Genomic DNA, 17,369 nt, shown 5'->3' on the forward strand with positions numbered 1-17,369 from the left:
CACCTGACGGTTATGTTCGCGCTGTGATCGGTCATTATGAGAGCCAGCGTTTCCGCCGGCGATAGGAGCGCACGTCGCGGAAGGACTTGCGCCCTTCGTCCGACATGCCGAGGTAGAATTCCTTGACGTCCGGGTTCTCGCGCAGGGCGGCGGCGGGGCCGTCCATCACGATCCGGCCGGATTCCAGAATATAGCCGTAGTGCGCATAGCGGAGCGCCACGTTGGTGTTCTGTTCGGCAAGAAGGAAGGTGTAGCCTTCGTTCTCGTTCAGGTTTTTCACGATTTCGAAAATCTGCTCGACGAGCTGCGGGGCAAGACCCATAGACGGCTCGTCCAGCAGGATCGTTTCGGGCCGGGACATGAGCGCGCGGCCAATGGCGACCATCTGCTGCTCACCGCCCGAGGTATAGCCGGCTTGGCTTTTGCGGCGCTCTTTCAGGCGCGGAAAATAGTCGTAGACCATGTTCAGGTCGGCGTCGATGTCGCCGCGCCCGGCCTTGCGGGTATAGGCGCCGGTCAGAAGGTTCTCTTCCACCGTTAGGTGTTCGAAGCAATGCCGCCCCTCCATCACCTGAATGACCCCTTTGGTCACGAGGTCGGCGGGCGACAGATCCTGCACCTTTTCGCCGCGATACTGGATCGACCCCTTGGTCACCTCGCCGCGCTCGGAACGCAGGAGGTTGGAAATCGCCTTGAGCGTCGTGGTCTTGCCCGCCCCGTTGCCCCCGAGAAGCGCGGTGATGCCGCCCTTGGGCACCGTGAGGCTCACACCTTTCAGGACGAGGATCACGTGGTTGTAGATCACCTCGATATTGTTGACCTCGAGCACTGTCTCGGTCTGGGTCGGCTGGGCGTCGAGCATGGCGAAATCCGTCTGTTCGTCTTGGTCGTGGTCCCCGGCCCGCGGGACATGCGGGCCGGGGGGGAGGGCTTACATCGCGCAGCCCGGTTCGATGCCGGCTTCCGCCGCGAAGGCTGCCGAGTCTTCCTCGATCAGCGGCGACAGAACGTCGAGATCGGCCTGCATGTAGTCGGTGATCAGGCTCCACTCGCCCGCTGCCGCATCCCACTGCGCCACAGCTGCATAGCCGTCGCCGCCGTGGTTCTGGCAGGACACCGAGAACTCCGGCCCGAAGCCCGGCAGACCCAGATCGGTCATCTTGGCTTCGGTGATCTCGAGGTTCTCCATCCCGTCGCGCATCTGCTGCGGGGTGAGGGTCGAGGTGCCGTGCATCTCCTGCGCCGTCTTGGCCGCTTCGGCGGCGAGCATGGCGGCGTAGAGGCCCCGGTTGTAAAGCGCGGTGCCGATCTGGTCGCCGGCGCCCGCAGCCTTGCCCGCATCCACCACGTACTGCTGGATGTCGTCGAAGACCGGGTAGTCGGAGCCTACGTTGTGGAAGGTCAGCGCCTTGTATCCGTTGGCACCTTCGCCCGCCGGGAGCACGTCGTTTTCAGAGCCGGACCACCAGATGCCGATGAAGTTTTCCATCGGGTAGCGGATGTTCACCGCTTCCTGAATGGCGACTTGGTTCATAACGCCCCAGCCCCACATCAGGGTGTAGTCGGGCTTGTCGCGACGGATCTGAAGCCACTGCGACTTCTGCTCCTGACCGGGGTGGTCGACCGGCAGCGTGATGAGCTCATAGCCATGCTTGGCCGACAGCTCTTCCAGCGTGCGGATCGGCTCCTTCCCGTAGGCGGAGTTGTGATAGACCAGCGCGATCTTCTTGCCTTCCAGCGAGCCGCCGTTTTCGTTCAGCAGGTACTTGATCGCCACCGAGGCCCCATCCCAGTAGTTCGCGGGATAGTTGAAGATGTAGTTGAACACTTCGCCGTTCTTGGCCGAGGTCCGGCCATAGCCCATCGAGTGCACCGGGATCTCATCCGCCGTCGCTTTGGGGATGAGCTGGTAGGTGATGCCGGTCGAGAGCGGCTGATAGACCAGCGCGCCGGAGCCCTTGGTCGACTCGTAGCATTCGACACCCTTCTCGGTGTTGTAGCCGGTTTCGCATTCGATCAGTTCGATCATCTCGCCGCCGATGCCGCCGTCACGCTCGTTCAGAAGCGTGAAGTAGTCGGCATAGCCATCCGCAAACGGGATACCGTTCGCGGCATAGGGGCCGGTCCGGTAGCTGAGCGCGGTGAACGTCAGGTCGGCCAAAGCCGGGCTGGCCGCGACCGCGGCGCCCAGTGCGACAGTTGCAAGTTTCATTTTCATCGGGTGTCTCCTCCCTTGGTTGGTCCGATGTTTCCAGTCGGGGTTCCCGCCCCGCTTATTGCCCAGCCCCGCCCTAGTGCGGGAAAGGCCAGAGTCTGAGTTTTTCCTTCATCACCTTCCACAGCGCGGCGAGTCCATGCGGCTCCACGATCAGGAAGAACAGGATCAGCCCGCCGACGATCATGAACTCAAGATGCGCGGCAAGGTCCGTGGCCCAGCCCAGTCCGCCCACGAGCGTGTTTTTCAGAAGCACGGGCATGAGGACCATGAAGGCCGCGCCCGCGAAGCTGCCGAAGATTGAGCCCAGCCCGCCGATGATAATCATGAACAGGACAAGGAACGATTTCTGGATGCCGAACGCCTCGCCCACTTCGACCGCGCCGAGGTAGACCGAGAAGAACAGCGCGCCCGCGACGCCCACGAAGAACGACGATACGGCGAAGGCGCTGAGTTTGGCGGTCAGCGGGTTCACCCCGATGATCTCGGCGGCGATGTCCATGTCGCGGATCGCCATCCATTTGCGCCCCGTCGACCCGCGCGTCAGGTTACGCACGATCCAGGCCGACAGGAACACGAACACGAGACAGAAGAGATAGGTCGCCCAAGCCTCGGTCTGCGGTCCGGTCACCTTGATCCCGAACACCGCACGCTCCGGCACGCTGATCTGGCCGGAGGCGGAGTAGTTGTAGAACCACGGCACCCGGTTGAACAGCCAGACGAGAAAGAACTGCGCGGCAAGCGTTGCCACGGCAAGGTAGAAGCCTTTGATCCGCAACGATGGCAGACCGAACAGCATCCCCACCAGCGCGGTGATCCCGCCCGACAGGATGATGTGGAAAAAGATGTTCACGTCCGGGAAGGACGTCATGAGCTTGTAGCTGGCATAGGCGCCTACGGCCATGAAACCGCCCGTGCCCAGCGACACCTGACCCGCATAGCCCGTCAGCACGTTCAGCCCCAGCGCCGCGATGGCGTAGATCAGGAACGGCAGAAGCACGGCGTTGGCCCAGTAGTCGTTGATGACGAAGGGCACGACGATGAGCGCCACAGCGATCAGCACGTAATAGGCGATCCGGTCGAACTTGATCGGGAACGTCTGGCTGTCGTCCCGGTAGGAGGTTTTGAAATCTCCGGCCTCGCGATAGAGCATCAGGCGATCTCCCCGTCAGTTTTGAGGTGTGAAGGCACGCGGTTCGCGCGTTTGGCGTAACCCGTGGCTTCCGAATGGCGGACAAGCTGGAACCAGCAGGCGAGGCCGATGGCGGCACCGACGGCCGCCAGCAGCGACGCGATAAGCGCCTGATTGCCGGTGTCGGTCGGGGCCGACAGGGCGAGGTAGCCGAAGGCCCAGAAGCCGGACCATGCGACGGTGTTGGCGATGGCGATGAGTTTCTGCATCGTCACACCCTCTCGATGATCTTTTCGCCGAACAGCCCTTGGGGGCGGAAGACGAGGAACAGAAGGGCGAGGACATAGGCGAACCAGTTCTCGGTCGCGCCGCCGACCAGCGGGCCGATGGCGAATTCGAACAGCTTCTCACCCACCCCGATAATCAGCCCGCCGACGATGGCGCCGGGGATCGAGGTGAAGCCGCCCAGCATCAGAACCGGCAGCGCCTTGAGCGCGATGAGCGAGAGCGAGAACTGAACGCCCGACTTGGACCCCCACATGATGCCCGCGACCAGTGCGACGAAGCCCGCGATCGACCAGACCAGCACCCAGATGAACCGGAGCGAAATGCCGACCGACAGCGCCGCTTGGTGGTCGTCGGCCACGGCCCGCAGCGCGCGGCCCTGCTTCGAGTATTGCGAGAACACGGTCAGCGCGACGACGAGGATCACCGCCACGATGGTCGCCGAGATGTCGAGGTTGTCGATGAAGAAGCCGTAGCCGAACCAGTTGAAGGTGGTGTCGTCGATGGCGATGTTGATGCCCTGCGGCAGCCCCACGTCCAGCTTCTTGATGTCGGACCCCCACATCATGTCGCCGAAGCCTTCCATGAAATAGGCCAGTCCGATGGTGGCCATGAACAGGATGATGCCCGGCTGGTTCACCAGATGTCGCAGGATGTATCGCTCGACGATCCATGCGAAGGCGACCATCACCACGACGGTCAGAAGGATCGCGAGGATCGCGGGCACATGCCAGCCGAAGTGGTGCACGTCGGTCCCGAAGATCGCGTTGATGAGGTGGGCGAACGGCACCTGCCCGTCCTGAATGCCCACGAGCGTCAGCGCGGCGAACAGCGCCATGACGCCCTGAGCGTAGTTGAAGATGCCGGAGGCTTTGAAGATGAGAACGAAGCCCAGCGCGACGAGCGCGTAAAGCACCCCGGCCATCAGACCGTTCAGCGTGACTTCCATCGCGTAGAGAAGCTGATCAGGCATGGGTTCCTCCCGTCCCGAAGCGGCGTGCCCAGCGCGCGGCGCCGTCCTCGCCCAAGTATTGTGAAGAACCTCCGACGGAGGTGATGAAGGTCGCGTCAGTCATGCGCCACCCCCAGATAAGCGTCGATGACCGCCTGATTGCCGCGCACCTCGTCCGGTGTGCCGTCGCCGATCTTCTTGCCGTAATCCATCACGACGACACGGTCGGACAGGTCCATGACCACGCCCATGTCGTGCTCGATCAGGGCGATGGTGGTGCCGAACTCGTCGTTCACGTCGAGGATGAAGCGGCTCATGTCCTCTTTCTCTTCGACGTTCATACCCGCCATCGGCTCGTCCAGAAGCAGAAGCTTCGGCTCGGCGGCCAGCGCGCGGGCCAGTTCGACCCGCTTTTTCAGGCCATAGGGCAGACGGCCAACGGGCGTCTTGCGGATGTTCTGGATTTCGAGGAAGTCGATGATCTTTTCGACCTGTTCGCGGTGATGGTTTTCTTCCTTCTCCGCCCGGCCGAACCACATCGCCTGACTGAGCAGACCCGTCTTCATCATGGTCAGGCGACCCGTCATGATGTTGTCCAGCACGCTCATGCCGTCGAACAGCGCGATGTTCTGGAACGTGCGCGCGATGCCCTGTGAGGCGACTTGATAGGGCTTCATCTGCGGACGGCGCTTGCCACGGAACCATACCTCGCCCTCTTGAGGCACGTAGAAGCCCGAGATGACGTTCAGCATCGACGACTTGCCAGCGCCGTTCGGGCCGATGATTGCGCGTATTTCCCCTTCGCGAATGTCGAAGGAAATATCCTTGATCGCGACCACGCCGCCGAAACGCAGGGTGATGTTCTTCATTTCCATCACCACGCCGCCGATGGTCCGGCCGTCCGCGGTCACGTAGCTGTCCGGGCTCATGTCGTTCATTGGGCCCCTCCGGTTCCGTATTGTGTGAAGGTCATTCCGCCGCGATCCCCTGCTTCGGGGCGGTCGGCACCACCTTGGCGTCGCGGATTTCCAGCGTCGCCTTGATCTTGCCCTTGCGGCCGTCTTCGTAGGTGACTTCGGTTTCGGTGTATTGTTCGGTCTTGCCGGAATAGAGCGCCTCGACCAGATCACCGAACTTTTCCGAGATCACGCCGCGCCGCACCTTGCGGGTCCGAGTCATCTCGCCATCGTCCGCATCCAGTTCCTTGTGCAGGACGAGGAAGCGGTGGATCTGGCAGCCCGACAGCATCTCGTCCTCGGCCACGCTCGCGTTCACCTCTTCGACATGGCTCTGGATCGTGTCGAGCACCTGCGGATGGTTCGCCAGTTCCTGATAGGACGCATAGGAGATGTTGTTGCGCTCGGCCCAGTTACCCACCGCGTTCAGGTCGATGTTGATGAAGGCCGTGCACATCTCACGCCCCGATCCAAAGACCACGGCTTCAAGGATATTCGGATAGAACTTGAGTTTGTTCTCGACGTATTTCGGCGCGAACATTGACCCGTCGGCCATCTTGCCCACGTCCTTGGCGCGGTCGATGATCCGCAGGTGTCCGGTGTCCGGTTCGATGAACCCGGCGTCGCCCGTCGCGACCCAGCCTTCGGCATCCTTGGTCGACGCCGTGCTTTCGGGGTTGTTGTAATATTCGACGAAGGTGCCCGGGCTGCGGTAATAGACCTCGCCGTTGTCGTCGATGCGCAGTTCCACGCCGGGGGCAGGCACGCCGACCGTATCGGGCCGCACCTCGCCATCGGGCTGCACGGTGATGAACACAGTTGCCTCGGTCTGGCCGTAGAGTTGTTTCAGGTTGATGCCGAGCGAGCGGTAGAAATCGAAGATTTCCGGCCCGATCGCCTCGCCCGCCGTATAGCCGACGCGCACGCGGCTGAACCCGAGCGTGTTCTTGAGCGGCCCGAAGATGAGCAGATTGCCGAGCCAGTAGGAAAAGCGGTCGCCACCCGACACCGGCTTGCCGTCGAGGATCGCGGGCCCGACCCGGCGCGCGACCTTCATGTAATGGTCGAACAGCCGTTTCTTGAGCCGCGTGGCGTCTTCCATGCGGATCATGACCGTCGTCAGAAGGTTCTCGAACACGCGCGGCGGAGCGAAGAAATAGGTCGGCCCGATCTCGCGCAGGTCCGTCATCATCGTCTCTTCGGACTCGGGGCAGTTCACGCAGAACCCGGTCCAGTAGGCCTGACCGAGCGAAAAGATGAAGTCGCCCACCCAGGCCATCGGCAGATAGGCGAGAATGTCGTCGCCCGCGGTCAGGTGATCGAACTCGGACGAATTCTTGGCGCTTTCGATGACGTTGCGGTTCGACAGCACCACGCCCTTGGGCTTTCCGGTCGTGCCGGAGGTGTAGAGCATCACGCAGGTGGAATCGTAGTCCAGCTTCTCGGTGCGCTCGCGCATGATCGGTTCGAGCCGCGAATGCCCGCCGCGTCCTTCGGCCTGCACGTCGTCGAACCAGTTCAGATGCGTATGGTCGTATTTGCGCATCCCGCGCTTGTCGACGTAGATCACATGCTCGATCTTCGGCACGCGGTCCTTCACTTCGATGACCTTGTCGACCTGTTCCTGATCGCCGCAGATCACGAAGCGCGCACCGCAATGGTCGAGGACATAGTCCATTTCTTCCGGGCCGGCGTCCTGATAAAGCGGCACGGGAACGGCGCCGCATTTCTGCGCGGCGACCATCGACCAGTAATGTGCCGGACGGTTGCGGCCGATGATGGCGACATGATCGCCGGGTTCGATTCCCAGCGCGATCAGGCCCATCGCCAGCGCGTCGATTTCCTCGGCGGTCTCGGCCCAGCTCCATGTCTGCCAGATGCCGAACTCTTTTTCACGATAAGCGGGACGACCGCCGAATTCCTTCGCATTCCGGGCCAGAAGCGCCGGAACCGAGGACAGACCGCTGGTCGCGGTTTGAACCTGTGCCAAATTGTCTCCTCCCACACCGGCCCTCCCCGACCGGCGTTCCGCATCACCCGAAGGCGACACGCAATATTCTTGCCAAGCAGAGTTCCACGTCAAACATTTCCGCAGTTTTTCCAGAATGTAACGAATTGTTGCGGGTGCTGCGGAAGCGAAACCGGGGGCTTCCAGAGCGGTCGCCACGGTGCTAGCGAGAAAGGGGGAGGACGTTCTCTGAACACCAAGTACACCGATATCGCCGCCCTGACGCAGGCCGGTCTGAACCTGATCCAACAGGCGCTGTCGATCTATGACAGCGACCTGCGCTTCGTGGTCGGCAACCGGACCTTCCAGACGATGTTCGGCCTGCCCGACAGTCTGGTGACACGCGGCGCGCGGTTCGACGATACGATCCGGTTTCTGGTCGAACGCGGCGAATACGGCGAGGTCGACGACCACGAAGCCTTCGTGCAGGACAAGGTCGATCAGGCGCTGGCGTTCGAACCGCATTACGTGGAACGGCAGCGGGCCGACGGGCGCATGATCTCGGTCGAAGGATCGCCGCTGGCGCAAGGCGGCTGGGTCACGGTCTATACCGACATCACCGCGATCAAGCGGCAGGAAACGCTGCTCAGATCGCGGTCCGAAGAGCTGTCGGATCAGCTTCTGGAACATGCCGAGGAGTTGTCGCACACCAACCGGGCGCTGGCCGCGACCAACGCGGCACTCGAAGAAACCAAGCGGCAATTGACCGAGATGGAAAGCCGCGCCCGCGTCACGGCCGAAATGATGCCCGCGCATATCGCGCGGCTCGACAGGGATTGGCGCTATTCCTATTCCAACCGTCAGCTTGCCACGATCCTGCCGTTCACGCCGCGCAACATCGTCGGATTGCACGCCCGCGACGCGTTGGGCGACGAGGCGTTCGAGAAGATCACGCCAAGCCTCGAGCGGGCCTTTGCCGGAGATGCCAGCGTTTTGGAATTCGCGCACGAAGGCGTGGCGCGGCGTATCCGCGTGGCCTTCACCCCCGATGCCGACGAGAACGGCGAAGTCACCGGGGTCTATATCCTGTCGATGGACGTCACCGAAGAGGCGCAGGCGCGGGCGGCGCTGACCCAGACCCGCAAACGCGAACTGGCCGCCCAACTCACATCGGGAATGGCGCATGACTTTTCGAACCTGTTGACGATCATCCTCGGCCTTCAGGCGCGGTTGGGTTCCATGCCTTTGGGCGAGGATGCGCAGGCGCTGGTGCAGGCGACGACGGGCGCGGCCCGGCGGGGCGGTGCGCTGCTCGACCGGATCTCGTCCCTGTCCGGCGCGCGCGAGGTGCGGCCGGAGCCAGTCGAAGCCGCGCGCCTTCTGGCCGAGATCGAAACGCTGGCGAAACCGACGCTGCCGGATGGCCTGTCGCTGACCACCGAGGTTGAAGGGCTGGCGCATCCGGTGTTGCTGGACGTGGGCGCGACGCAAGATGCGCTCCTGAACCTCGTGCTGAACGCAAAGGACGCCATCGGGGCGGGCTCCGGTCGGATCGCCATTGTCGCGCGCGAAGTGGCGGGGACATGGATCGAATTCGAAGTCACCGACACGGGGCCGGGGTTCAGCCCCGACGCGCTCGACCATGCGCTCGACGCGTTCTTCACCACGAAGGGTGGCGAAGGCTCGGGCCTTGGGCTCGCCATGGTCTATGACCACGCAAAGATGTCGGGCGGCCACGTGCGGCTTGCCAATACGGACCGGGGCGCACGGGTCACGATCCGGGTGCCGTTGAAGCCCGCCGTGGCGACAGGCGCGCCGCAACTCGTGCTGCTGGTCGAGGATCAGGACAACATTCGCGCGGACGTGCGCGAGATGCTCATCTCGCTCGGCCATCAGGTGATCGAGGCCGCCTCGGGCGAAGAGGCGCTGGACCTCGCCGGGATCGAAGGGATCGATCTGGTTCTGTCGGACATCATGCTGGGCGGCACGGTGACCGGGGACCGGCTGGTCGGCAGGATCGAAGCGCCCGTGATGCTCATGTCGTCGCTGCCGCAGGGCGATGCGCGGCGGGCGGGCCATGCCGTGCTGACCAAGCCGTTCACGCGCGGCCAGCTTGCCGCGTTCCTTGCCGATGCCCTTGCACGGGAGGCGGCGGAATGAGCGCGCCGATGGTTGCCATTCTGGATGACGAACCCGAGATCCGGCAAATGCTGTCGGACGCCTTGCAGGACGCCGGGTTCCGCACCGCGGGGTTCGGCCGCGCGACCGAGTTCGAGGCCGCGTTGCGCAAGACCGCGCCCGACGTCTGCCTCGTCGATCTCGGCCTGCCGGATCGCGATGGCCTGACACTCGTTCACCGGCTGGCTCTGGAAAGCGGCGCGGCCATCATCATCATTTCGGGCCGCGCGCAGGTTCAGGACCGGGTGACGGGGCTGGAGCTTGGCGCGGACGATTACATCATCAAGCCCTTCGAACTGGCCGAGGTCGTGGCCCGTGTCCGCGCCCGCGTGCGCGTCGGCAAGGCGGCCAAGCCGGGCCAGTCGAACACGGCGAGCTTCGCGGGATGGACCGCGCATTTCGACCGTTACGTGCTGGAAGACGCGACCGGGGCCGAGACCGGATTTTCCCATGCCGAGGGCGAAGTGCTTCGCCTGTTCCTCGAAGCGCCCAAACGCCTGATTTCCCGCGCGCATATGCAGGAAAGCCTTGGGGGCGCCGCGGGCGAGAGCTTCGACCGGGCGATGGACGTCCGCATCTCGCGCCTGCGCACGAAGCTGGGCGAAGACCCGAAGAACCCCAAGCTCATCAAGACGATCTACGGCGCCGGATATATCTTTCTGGGTGATGTCACGTGGCGCTAGGTCTTTTCCCTGTCACGTCTTCGGGTTAGCACCCGGTGAGCCAGTTGGGGGAACACGATGTCACAGGTCACGCTGGTCCGGCATGGGCAGGCCAATTCCGGGTCGAACGACGAACACGGATACGACAAGCTGTCGGACCTCGGCTGGCAACAGACCGGATGGCTGGGCAACTATTTCGACAGCGTCGGTGAACGGTTCGACCGGATCTATTCCGGCACTTTGACCCGCCATGTCGAGACGGCGAAGTCGATGGGGTTTCCCGAACCCGTTCAAGACCCGCGCCTGAACGAAGTCGCCTATTTCGATCTGTCCGCGAAGATGCACGAACAGATGGGCATCAAGCCGCCCGAAAACCGCGACGAGTTCGTGAAACACCTGCCGCTCGTCTTCACGGCATGGCGCGAGGGCCAGATCGAGGACACGATCGAGACCTATGCCGAATTCGAAGGGCGCGTGGACGACGTGCTGCATGAGATCGCGGCGGGCAAGGGCCGCGCGCTCGTCTCGACCTCAGGGGGCTGGATCGCCATGTCGATCAAGGTGGCCATGGGGCTGCAACTGAATTCGATGGCGCGGCTGGCGCTGACCATCATGAACAGTTCCGTGCACCAGATGCACCCGGTCGGCGCCGGTTTGACCCTGACCCAGTTCAACGCGGTTCCGCATCTCGCCGACCCGGACCGTCAGTACGCCCAGACCTTTATCTGAGGGTGGCGGCGGATCACTTCAGATGGTCGTCCTCAAGGTCTTCGACATCATAGCCCAACGCTTCCAACCCGGCTTCGAGGTAGTCGGCCAGCATGGTCTCGCCCAGCAGGTAATCCTCGGTGGGCGCGGTCGCCTCGGCCTTGGCGGTCGCGATGGCCTCGTCCAGTTCCTCGGCTTCGAACGTCTCGCGCCCGATCCACATGACGGCCACGAGGCTCGCCTGTTCGTCGGTATTGAGATCCGAGATGTAGTTGCGGATCACGTTCTCGGTGTCGGGCAGTTCGCGGGCCTGAATGGCGATGCGGGCGACGCGGGACGGGCTGATTTCGAGCATGTCTGACCTGTTCATTGCTTGCCCCCCATTTAGGGGCGAAAGCGGGGGCGCGACAAGGGATCAGGTCTTGGGAAGCTGAACCACCGCTGCCGCGTCGTCCTGCGCCAGTTCCTCGAAGTCGAAATTGTCGAGCCGTTTGGCCCGGTTTCCGGCCTTTTCGGCGGAAATCTTGATGTCCGCGATGTCCTTGGAGGCCTGATGGAAATGCCGGTCGAGGTTTTCGACACGGTCGCCCAACCGGCCGACGTCCGCCGACAAAAGGTGCAGTTCCTTGCGGATCGCGCCCGCCTGTTCGCGCATCCGGGCGTCTTTCAGGATCGCGCGCATCGTGTTCAGCGTCGCCATGCAGGTGGTGGGCGAAACGATCCAGACGCGGGCGTTGAACCCTTCGCGCACCACATCGGCGAAATTCGCGTGAAGTTCGGCATAGACGGCTTCTGACGGCAGGAACATGAGCGCGCCATCCGCCGTCTCGCCCTCGATGATGTATTTCTCGCTGATCGCCTTGATGTGGGCACGCACGGCTGTTTTCATCAGCCGTCCGGCCTCGGCGGCCTGTGCCTGTGTCCCGGCCCGGCGCAGCGCCTCATACGGCTCCAGCGGGAACTTGGAGTCGATCACGATGGGGCCCGGCGGGTTCGGCAGGTGGATCAGGCAGTCGGCGCGCTTCCCGTTCGACAGCGTATGCTGAAACGCATAGCTGTCGGTCGGCAGGGCCTTGGACACGATGTCGTTCAACTGAATCTCACCGAACGCCCCGCGCGTCTGCTTGTTGGACAGAATGTCCTGAAGGCTCAGAACGTCGCCCGAAAGCTTTTCGATATTCGCCTGCGCCTTGTCGATGGTGGCGAGCCGTTCCTGCAATTCGGTCAGCGACTTGGTGGTCTTGACGGTCGAACCCGTGAGCGTTTCGTTCATCCGCTCCTGCAAGTCGGACAGGGCCCGCGCGGATTTCATCGCGTTCTCGTGCAGCCGGTCCTGCATCTGCCGCTGCACGTCGGCGAGGCGGGTTTCCATGGTCTGTATCATCCGGCTCTGCGCGTTGGCCTGCGCGTCCGACACGGTGCGCAGGCCGCCCGACAGCTGATCCTGCCCCTGCCCCAGCACCTGCACCGCTTGCCCGATGCCACCAAGCTGACGCGCAAGTTCCGCGTTGGTGGCGCTGGCGCGGCCCGACCGCACGAGCAAAACGATCAGCAGGAGGACGAGCAGAAGCAGCACCGCCCCGGCCACAAACGCGGCAAGGGTCAGAGGGTCGGAAAGGTCGAGGGTCGTGTCGCCGATCTGGATCATGTGCGCCCGAAAAGCCGTTCGATATCCGCCAGCTTTAACTCGACATAGGTCGGACGGCCATGGTTGCACTGACCGGAATGGGGTGTCGCCTCCATCTCGCGCAGGAGGGCGTTCATCTCTTCGGGCCGCATCCAGCGTCCGGAGCGGATCGAGCCGTGGCAGGCGACGCGCGACAGCACCGCTTCGATCCGGGCCTGAAGGGTCTGGCTTTGACCGAGGTCCGCGAGTTCGTCGAGGATGTCGCGGATCATGGCTTCGGCGTTTACCTGGCCCAGGATCGCGGGCGTTTCGCGCACGGCGATGGCGCCGCCGCCGAATGGCTCGATGACGAGGCCCAAGCGGGCGAGGTCGTCGGCGAGGCCCAGGAGCAGGGATGCGTCGCCTTCGGACAGGTCCACGATCTCGGGGATGAGCAGCGCCTGCGACGCCACGCCGTTTTCGGCCATCTGGCGCTTGAGCTTTTCATAGACCAGCCGTTCGTGCGCGGCGTGCTGATCGACGATCACCATGCCGTCTTCGGTCTGGGCGACGATGTAGTTTTCATGCACCTGCGCGCGCGCCGCGCCGAGCGGAAGGCTTTCGGCGGGCGGCGTTTCGGGTGTCGGCTCCGGTTCGATCACGGGGTCGAACCGGGCCGAGGGAGTTTCCGCGAAGCCCATTGGGGACTGGGCTTCGCGTGCCGTGTGCAGGACGACTTGGGACGGTCTGTCCATCTGGTACACACGGGCGTGCGTTGGCTCGGGCCGCATGGCGCCGAGCGTGGATTGGGCGACGGTGGAAGACGCGCGGTGCCCGGCCTCGGCAAGCGCATGCCGGATCGTCGTGACGATCAGCCCGCGCACGAGGCCGGGTTCGCGGAAACGCACTTCGGATTTCGCCGGGTGGACGTTCACATCGACCAGTTTCGGGTCGCAGGTGACGAACAGCGCCGCCGCCGGGTGGCGGTCGCGGGACAGGAAATCGGCATAGGCCCCGCGCAACGCCCCGATCAGAAGCTTGTCGCGCACAGGGCGGCCGTTGACGAACAGGAACTGCGCCACCGCCGCGCCACGGGAATAGGTCGGCAGGGCCGCGTAGCCCGTCAGCCGGAAGCCTTCGCGCAGCGCGTCGAGCGGCACGGCGTTCTCGGCGAAGTCGCGCCCGAGAACACCGCCCAGACGGGCATGGAGCGCGTCGAACAGATCGCCGTTTTCGGGCGCGGCCCGGAAGGTCACGCGCCCTTCGCCCCCGCCGGAAACGTCGCGCAGGGTGAAGCCGATATGCGGCTCGGCCATGGCGAGGCGTTTGACCACATCGGTGATCGCCTGCGCCTCGGCCCGGTCGGTGCGCAGGAACTTGAGCCGCGCGGGCGTGGCGAAGAACAGGTCGCGCAATTCCACGACCGTGCCGCGCGACAGGGCCGCGGGCCTCACCGGCTCGGCCTTGCCCCCGGCCACGCGGATGCTGGCGGCCGCCCCATCGCAGCGCGAGGTGATCGTCAGCCGACCGACCGCGCCGAGCGACGGCAGCGCCTCGCCCCGGAAACCGAAGGTGTGAATGTCGAGCAGGTCGGACCCGTCGATCTTGGAGGTCGCATGGCGCGACATGGCGAGCGGCAGGTCTTCGGCCGGAATGCCGCACCCATCGTCGGTGACCCGGATCAGGGTCTTGCCGCCATCGGCGTAGGCCACATCGATGCGGGTGGACCCGGCGTCGATGGTGTTCTCGACAAGCTCTTTCACGGCGGACGCCGGCCGCTCCACGACTTCGCCCGCGGCAATCCTGTTGATTGCAGCGTCATCAAGCTGGCGTATGGCTGGCCGGCTTATCTTGGGGGCGTCGTCGGGCATGCCACTAGACCTAGCATGTGCACGCGCGATTCTGAAAGCGCGAAAGACGGCGCGAGGGCCGTCTTTCACAGGGGTGTCGGGGCGTCTTCAGCGCCCCGATGGCGCGGCCCTCAGTTCACCGTCGGCTCCAGACCTTCGGGCTGGCCGACCACCACGAAGCGCAGGTTCTCGGGCTGGAAAAGCTCCGCCGCGACGCGGTTCGCCTCTTCCAGCGTCACCGCCATGACCTTTTCGTTCCGGGTTTCCGGGTAGTCGATCGGGTATCCGTCCATCTGCATCGAGGTCAGGATGTTGGCGATGTTGCTGTTGCCGTCGAACCGCAGCGGATAGGCGCCGGTCAGGTATTTCTTGGCATCTGCAAGCTCCTGCTCGGTGATGCCGTCCGCGGCCATCTTGGCCCATTCCTCCTGCACGACCGAAACGGCTTCGGCCATGACGCCGTTCTGCGACGAAAAGCTGCCGCCCAGCACTTCGGAATAGTCGCTGTCGGACAGGTAGGTGCCGATGCCGTAGGTCAGGCCGCGCTTCTCGCGCACCTCGTCGAACAGCCGGTTTTCGAAATTCGCGCCGCCCATGATCGTGTTCACGATATAGGCCGCGAAGAAATCCGGATTGTCGATCTTCATGCCCGGCTGACCGAAGCGCGCCACGGATTGCGGCGTGTCGAAGGTCACGACCGAGATGCCGGGCGTGGCGCCGAAAGGCACCGGGTCGGGGTATGCCCCGCCTTGTTCGCGCAGATCGCCCAGAATGGTGTCCAGCACCGTGCCCAGTTGCTCGGGCGTGATGTCACCGACCGCCGAGACATAAACCCGGTCACGCGCGATGGCGTTTTCCCACGCAGTCACGATATCGTCGCGGGTCAGGGCGGTTACGCTGTCGACGGTGCCCCCGTCGAAGCTTCCATAGGGATGGTCGCCATAGGCCGCGGCATTCATCGCATCGCCCGCAAGCTCGTCGGGGTCCGTCTGGCGCGAGTTGATGTAGGACAGGACCTGCCCGCGCACACGCTCCACCGCGACGTCATCGAACGTCGGCTCGACCAGCGAGGCGCGGATCAGGTCGATGGAGGGCTGCATGTTCTCGGTCAGGAACTGGGCCGAAACGGTCAGGACATCGCCATAAACGTCGAAGTCGATCGACGTGGCGAGGTCTTCTTTCGCCTCGGCAAAGGCGCGGCTGTCCATGTCGGCCGCCCCTTCCTCGAGCAACCCGGCCATGAGGTTCGTCGCACCGCGCTTGCCCGGCAGGTCGAGCGACGTGCCGCCCCGGAACCGAAGCTCGAGAGCGACGAAGGGGATCGAATGTTCTTCGACCAGCCAGGCCGAGATGCCGCCGGGCGACGTGACCTCCTGAATCGGAACCTGAGCACGGGCCGGAACGGCGGCGATCAGGAAAAGCGCAATGGCGAGACGGATCATTGGATGGCCTCCGCGTCGGTGTCAGGGGTCGTGGTGGGGCCGGTCAGCCAGCCGGTGACGGCGTGAGAGCGTTGCAGAACCTTCTCGGCAGCCGCCATCACGTCGTCTGGCGTCACCGATTGCAGAACCTCGGGCCAGGCTTTGACGTCTTCGATGGTCAGACCGCTCGTCAGCGCCGCGCCATAGCGGTTGGCAAGGCCACGCATGGAATCCTGCGCGTAGATATCGCCTGCCCGAATACGGGTCTTGATCCGTTCGAACTGCGCCGGGTCGATCCCGTTCTCCATAAACTCGGCCAAGGTGGCATCCATCGCGGCTTCGGCTTCGGCCAGCGACACGCCCTGCGCCGGAACCACGCCGATGCGGATCGACGAGATGTCGAGGTTCAGCGCGCTGTAGCCCGCAAAGGTCGAGACGGCGATGTTCTGGTCAAACTCGAGCGCCTGACCGAAGACCGACGTTGCCGAGTTCCCACCGAGGATCTCCGCGAGATAGACGAGCGCGGCGGCCTCTTCCTGTTCGCCCGGATTGCGTTCGGGGGCGAGGTAACTGCGCACGACATAGGGCTGGCTGACACGCGGGTCTTCGTATGTGATGCGACGTTCGGCAAGCGGCACGGGTTCCAGCGGTCGCGCGCGCGGCTCCAACCCTTCGGTCGGTTCGAGCGGGCCATAGTGCTCCTCGGCCATCGCGAGCACCTCTTCCGGTTCCACGTCACCCGCCACCACGAGGATCGCGTTATTGGGGGCGTAATATTTGCGGTAGTAGGCCATCGCTTCGTCCAGCCCCAACTGCTCCATCTCGTGCCGCCAGCCGATGACCGGGATGCCGTAGGGGTGGTTCTGGTAAAGCGCGGCCTGCATCTGTTCGTTCAGCAGTGCGCCCGGCGAATTGTCGGTCCGCATCGCGCGTTCTTCGAGGATCACGTCACGTTCGGTCGCGATGTCGTCTTCGGACAGCTGAAGGTCGCGCATCCGGTCGGCCTCCATCGTCATCATCAGGTCGAGCCGGTCGGCGGCGACGCGCTGGAAGTAGGCGGTATAGTCCTGACTGGTGAAGGCGTTGTCAGACCCGCCGTTTTCAGCCACCACGCGGCTGAGTTCGCCGGATTCCATGTCGTCGGTCGCCTTGAACAGCAGATGTTCGAGGAAGTGGGCGATGCCGGAGACCCCCGGATCTTCGTCGGCGGCCCCGGCGCGATACCAGACCATGTGGACCACGACCGGCGCACGATGATCTTCGATCACCACTACGTCCATACCGTTGTCGAGGGTGTAGTCGGTGACCTCCTGCGCCGTGGCAGGGAGCGTGACGGCCATGATGGCGAAACAGGCCGAGAGAAGTCGCTTCATCTGAAATCCTCCGTTCCACTGACACAGTTAGCCGGAGCGGCCAGAGGAGCAACCCCGCATGACGGTGGTGTGAATTGGATTAC

Annotated in this window: 15 protein-coding genes; 3 read left to right on the forward strand and 12 right to left on the reverse strand. The window is 63.9% G+C overall.

Annotated elements, in window-relative coordinates:
• Window positions 1–34: 34 nt before the first annotated feature.
• The 7 genes from RB2654_RS12195 to RB2654_RS12225 form a co-directional block, all read right to left on the reverse strand.
• On the reverse strand, window positions 35–862 hold the full coding sequence (locus RB2654_RS12195) for an ABC transporter ATP-binding protein (protein ID WP_008331922.1): 828 nt from the start codon (window positions 860–862) through the stop codon (window positions 35–37).
• A 69-nt stretch (window positions 863–931) separates the two neighbouring features.
• The gene (locus RB2654_RS12200) at window positions 932–2,218 is read right to left on the reverse strand and encodes an ABC transporter substrate-binding protein (protein WP_008331925.1); all 1,287 of its coding nucleotides are present in this window, start codon (window positions 2,216–2,218) and stop codon (window positions 932–934) included.
• Window positions 2,219–2,291: 73 nt separating this feature from the next.
• Window positions 2,292–3,368, reverse strand: a complete 1,077-nt coding sequence (locus RB2654_RS12205; RefSeq protein ID WP_008331927.1) for a branched-chain amino acid ABC transporter permease — start codon at window positions 3,366–3,368, stop codon at window positions 2,292–2,294.
• Window positions 3,368–3,616 (reverse strand): hypothetical protein, encoded by a 249-nt coding sequence (locus RB2654_RS12210; protein ID WP_008331929.1) that lies wholly within the window; start codon window positions 3,614–3,616, stop codon window positions 3,368–3,370. The genes RB2654_RS12205 and RB2654_RS12210 overlap by 1 nt, the downstream gene beginning before the upstream one ends.
• A gap of 2 nt (window positions 3,617–3,618) precedes the next feature.
• Window positions 3,619–4,605, reverse strand: a complete 987-nt coding sequence (locus RB2654_RS12215) for a branched-chain amino acid ABC transporter permease (protein ID WP_008331931.1) — start codon at window positions 4,603–4,605, stop codon at window positions 3,619–3,621.
• 95 nt (window positions 4,606–4,700) lie between these two features.
• Window positions 4,701–5,522, reverse strand: coding sequence for an ABC transporter ATP-binding protein (locus RB2654_RS12220; protein ID WP_008331932.1), 822 nt, complete (start codon window positions 5,520–5,522; stop codon window positions 4,701–4,703).
• A gap of 31 nt (window positions 5,523–5,553) precedes the next feature.
• A complete protein-coding gene (locus RB2654_RS12225) occupies window positions 5,554–7,530 on the reverse strand; it encodes a long-chain fatty acid--CoA ligase (protein WP_008331933.1) in 1,977 nt (658 codons plus the stop codon).
• A gap of 207 nt (window positions 7,531–7,737) precedes the next feature.
• Between RB2654_RS12225 and RB2654_RS12230 the strand changes: the two genes are divergently transcribed.
• The 3 genes from RB2654_RS12230 to RB2654_RS12240 are packed head-to-tail and all read left to right on the forward strand — an operon-like array spanning window position 7,738 to window position 11,057.
• The gene (locus RB2654_RS12230) at window positions 7,738–9,648 is read left to right on the forward strand and encodes a hybrid sensor histidine kinase/response regulator (protein ID WP_040885666.1); all 1,911 of its coding nucleotides are present in this window, start codon (window positions 7,738–7,740) and stop codon (window positions 9,646–9,648) included.
• Complete coding sequence (locus RB2654_RS12235; protein ID WP_008331935.1) at window positions 9,645–10,349, forward strand: response regulator transcription factor; 705 nt, start codon at window positions 9,645–9,647, stop codon at window positions 10,347–10,349. The genes RB2654_RS12230 and RB2654_RS12235 overlap by 4 nt, the downstream gene beginning before the upstream one ends.
• 57 nt (window positions 10,350–10,406) lie before the next feature.
• Complete coding sequence (locus RB2654_RS12240) at window positions 10,407–11,057, forward strand: histidine phosphatase family protein (protein WP_008331936.1); 651 nt, start codon at window positions 10,407–10,409, stop codon at window positions 11,055–11,057.
• A 13-nt stretch (window positions 11,058–11,070) separates the two neighbouring features.
• Here RB2654_RS12240 and RB2654_RS12245 read toward each other — a convergent pair whose 3' ends face one another.
• The 5 genes from RB2654_RS12245 to RB2654_RS12265 all read right to left on the reverse strand — a co-directional run bounded on the left by RB2654_RS12245 (window position 11,071) and on the right by RB2654_RS12265 (window position 17,286).
• Entirely contained in the window at window positions 11,071–11,391 is a 321-nt protein-coding gene (locus RB2654_RS12245) for a DUF3775 domain-containing protein (RefSeq protein WP_008331939.1), read from the reverse strand.
• Window positions 11,392–11,451: 60 nt separating this feature from the next.
• Complete coding sequence (locus tag RB2654_RS12250; protein ID WP_008331941.1) at window positions 11,452–12,684, reverse strand: DNA recombination protein RmuC; 1,233 nt, start codon at window positions 12,682–12,684, stop codon at window positions 11,452–11,454.
• Window positions 12,681–14,513, reverse strand: a complete 1,833-nt coding sequence (mutL, locus tag RB2654_RS12255) for a DNA mismatch repair endonuclease MutL (protein ID WP_008331943.1) — start codon at window positions 14,511–14,513, stop codon at window positions 12,681–12,683. Before mutL ends, RB2654_RS12250 begins: the two co-directional genes overlap by 4 nt.
• Window positions 14,514–14,623: 110 nt before the next feature.
• Window positions 14,624–15,934: a M16 family metallopeptidase gene (locus RB2654_RS12260; protein ID WP_008331945.1), complete on the reverse strand. Its 1,311-nt coding sequence runs from the start codon at window positions 15,932–15,934 to the stop codon at window positions 14,624–14,626.
• Window positions 15,931–17,286, reverse strand: coding sequence for a M16 family metallopeptidase (locus tag RB2654_RS12265; RefSeq protein ID WP_008331947.1), 1,356 nt, complete (start codon window positions 17,284–17,286; stop codon window positions 15,931–15,933). Before RB2654_RS12265 ends, RB2654_RS12260 begins: the two co-directional genes overlap by 4 nt.
• Window positions 17,287–17,369: the final 83 nt, after the last annotated feature.

Origin of the sequence: Maritimibacter alkaliphilus HTCC2654, from assembly GCF_000152805.1 — a bacterium.
GTDB lineage: Bacteria > Pseudomonadota > Alphaproteobacteria > Rhodobacterales > Rhodobacteraceae > Maritimibacter > Maritimibacter alkaliphilus.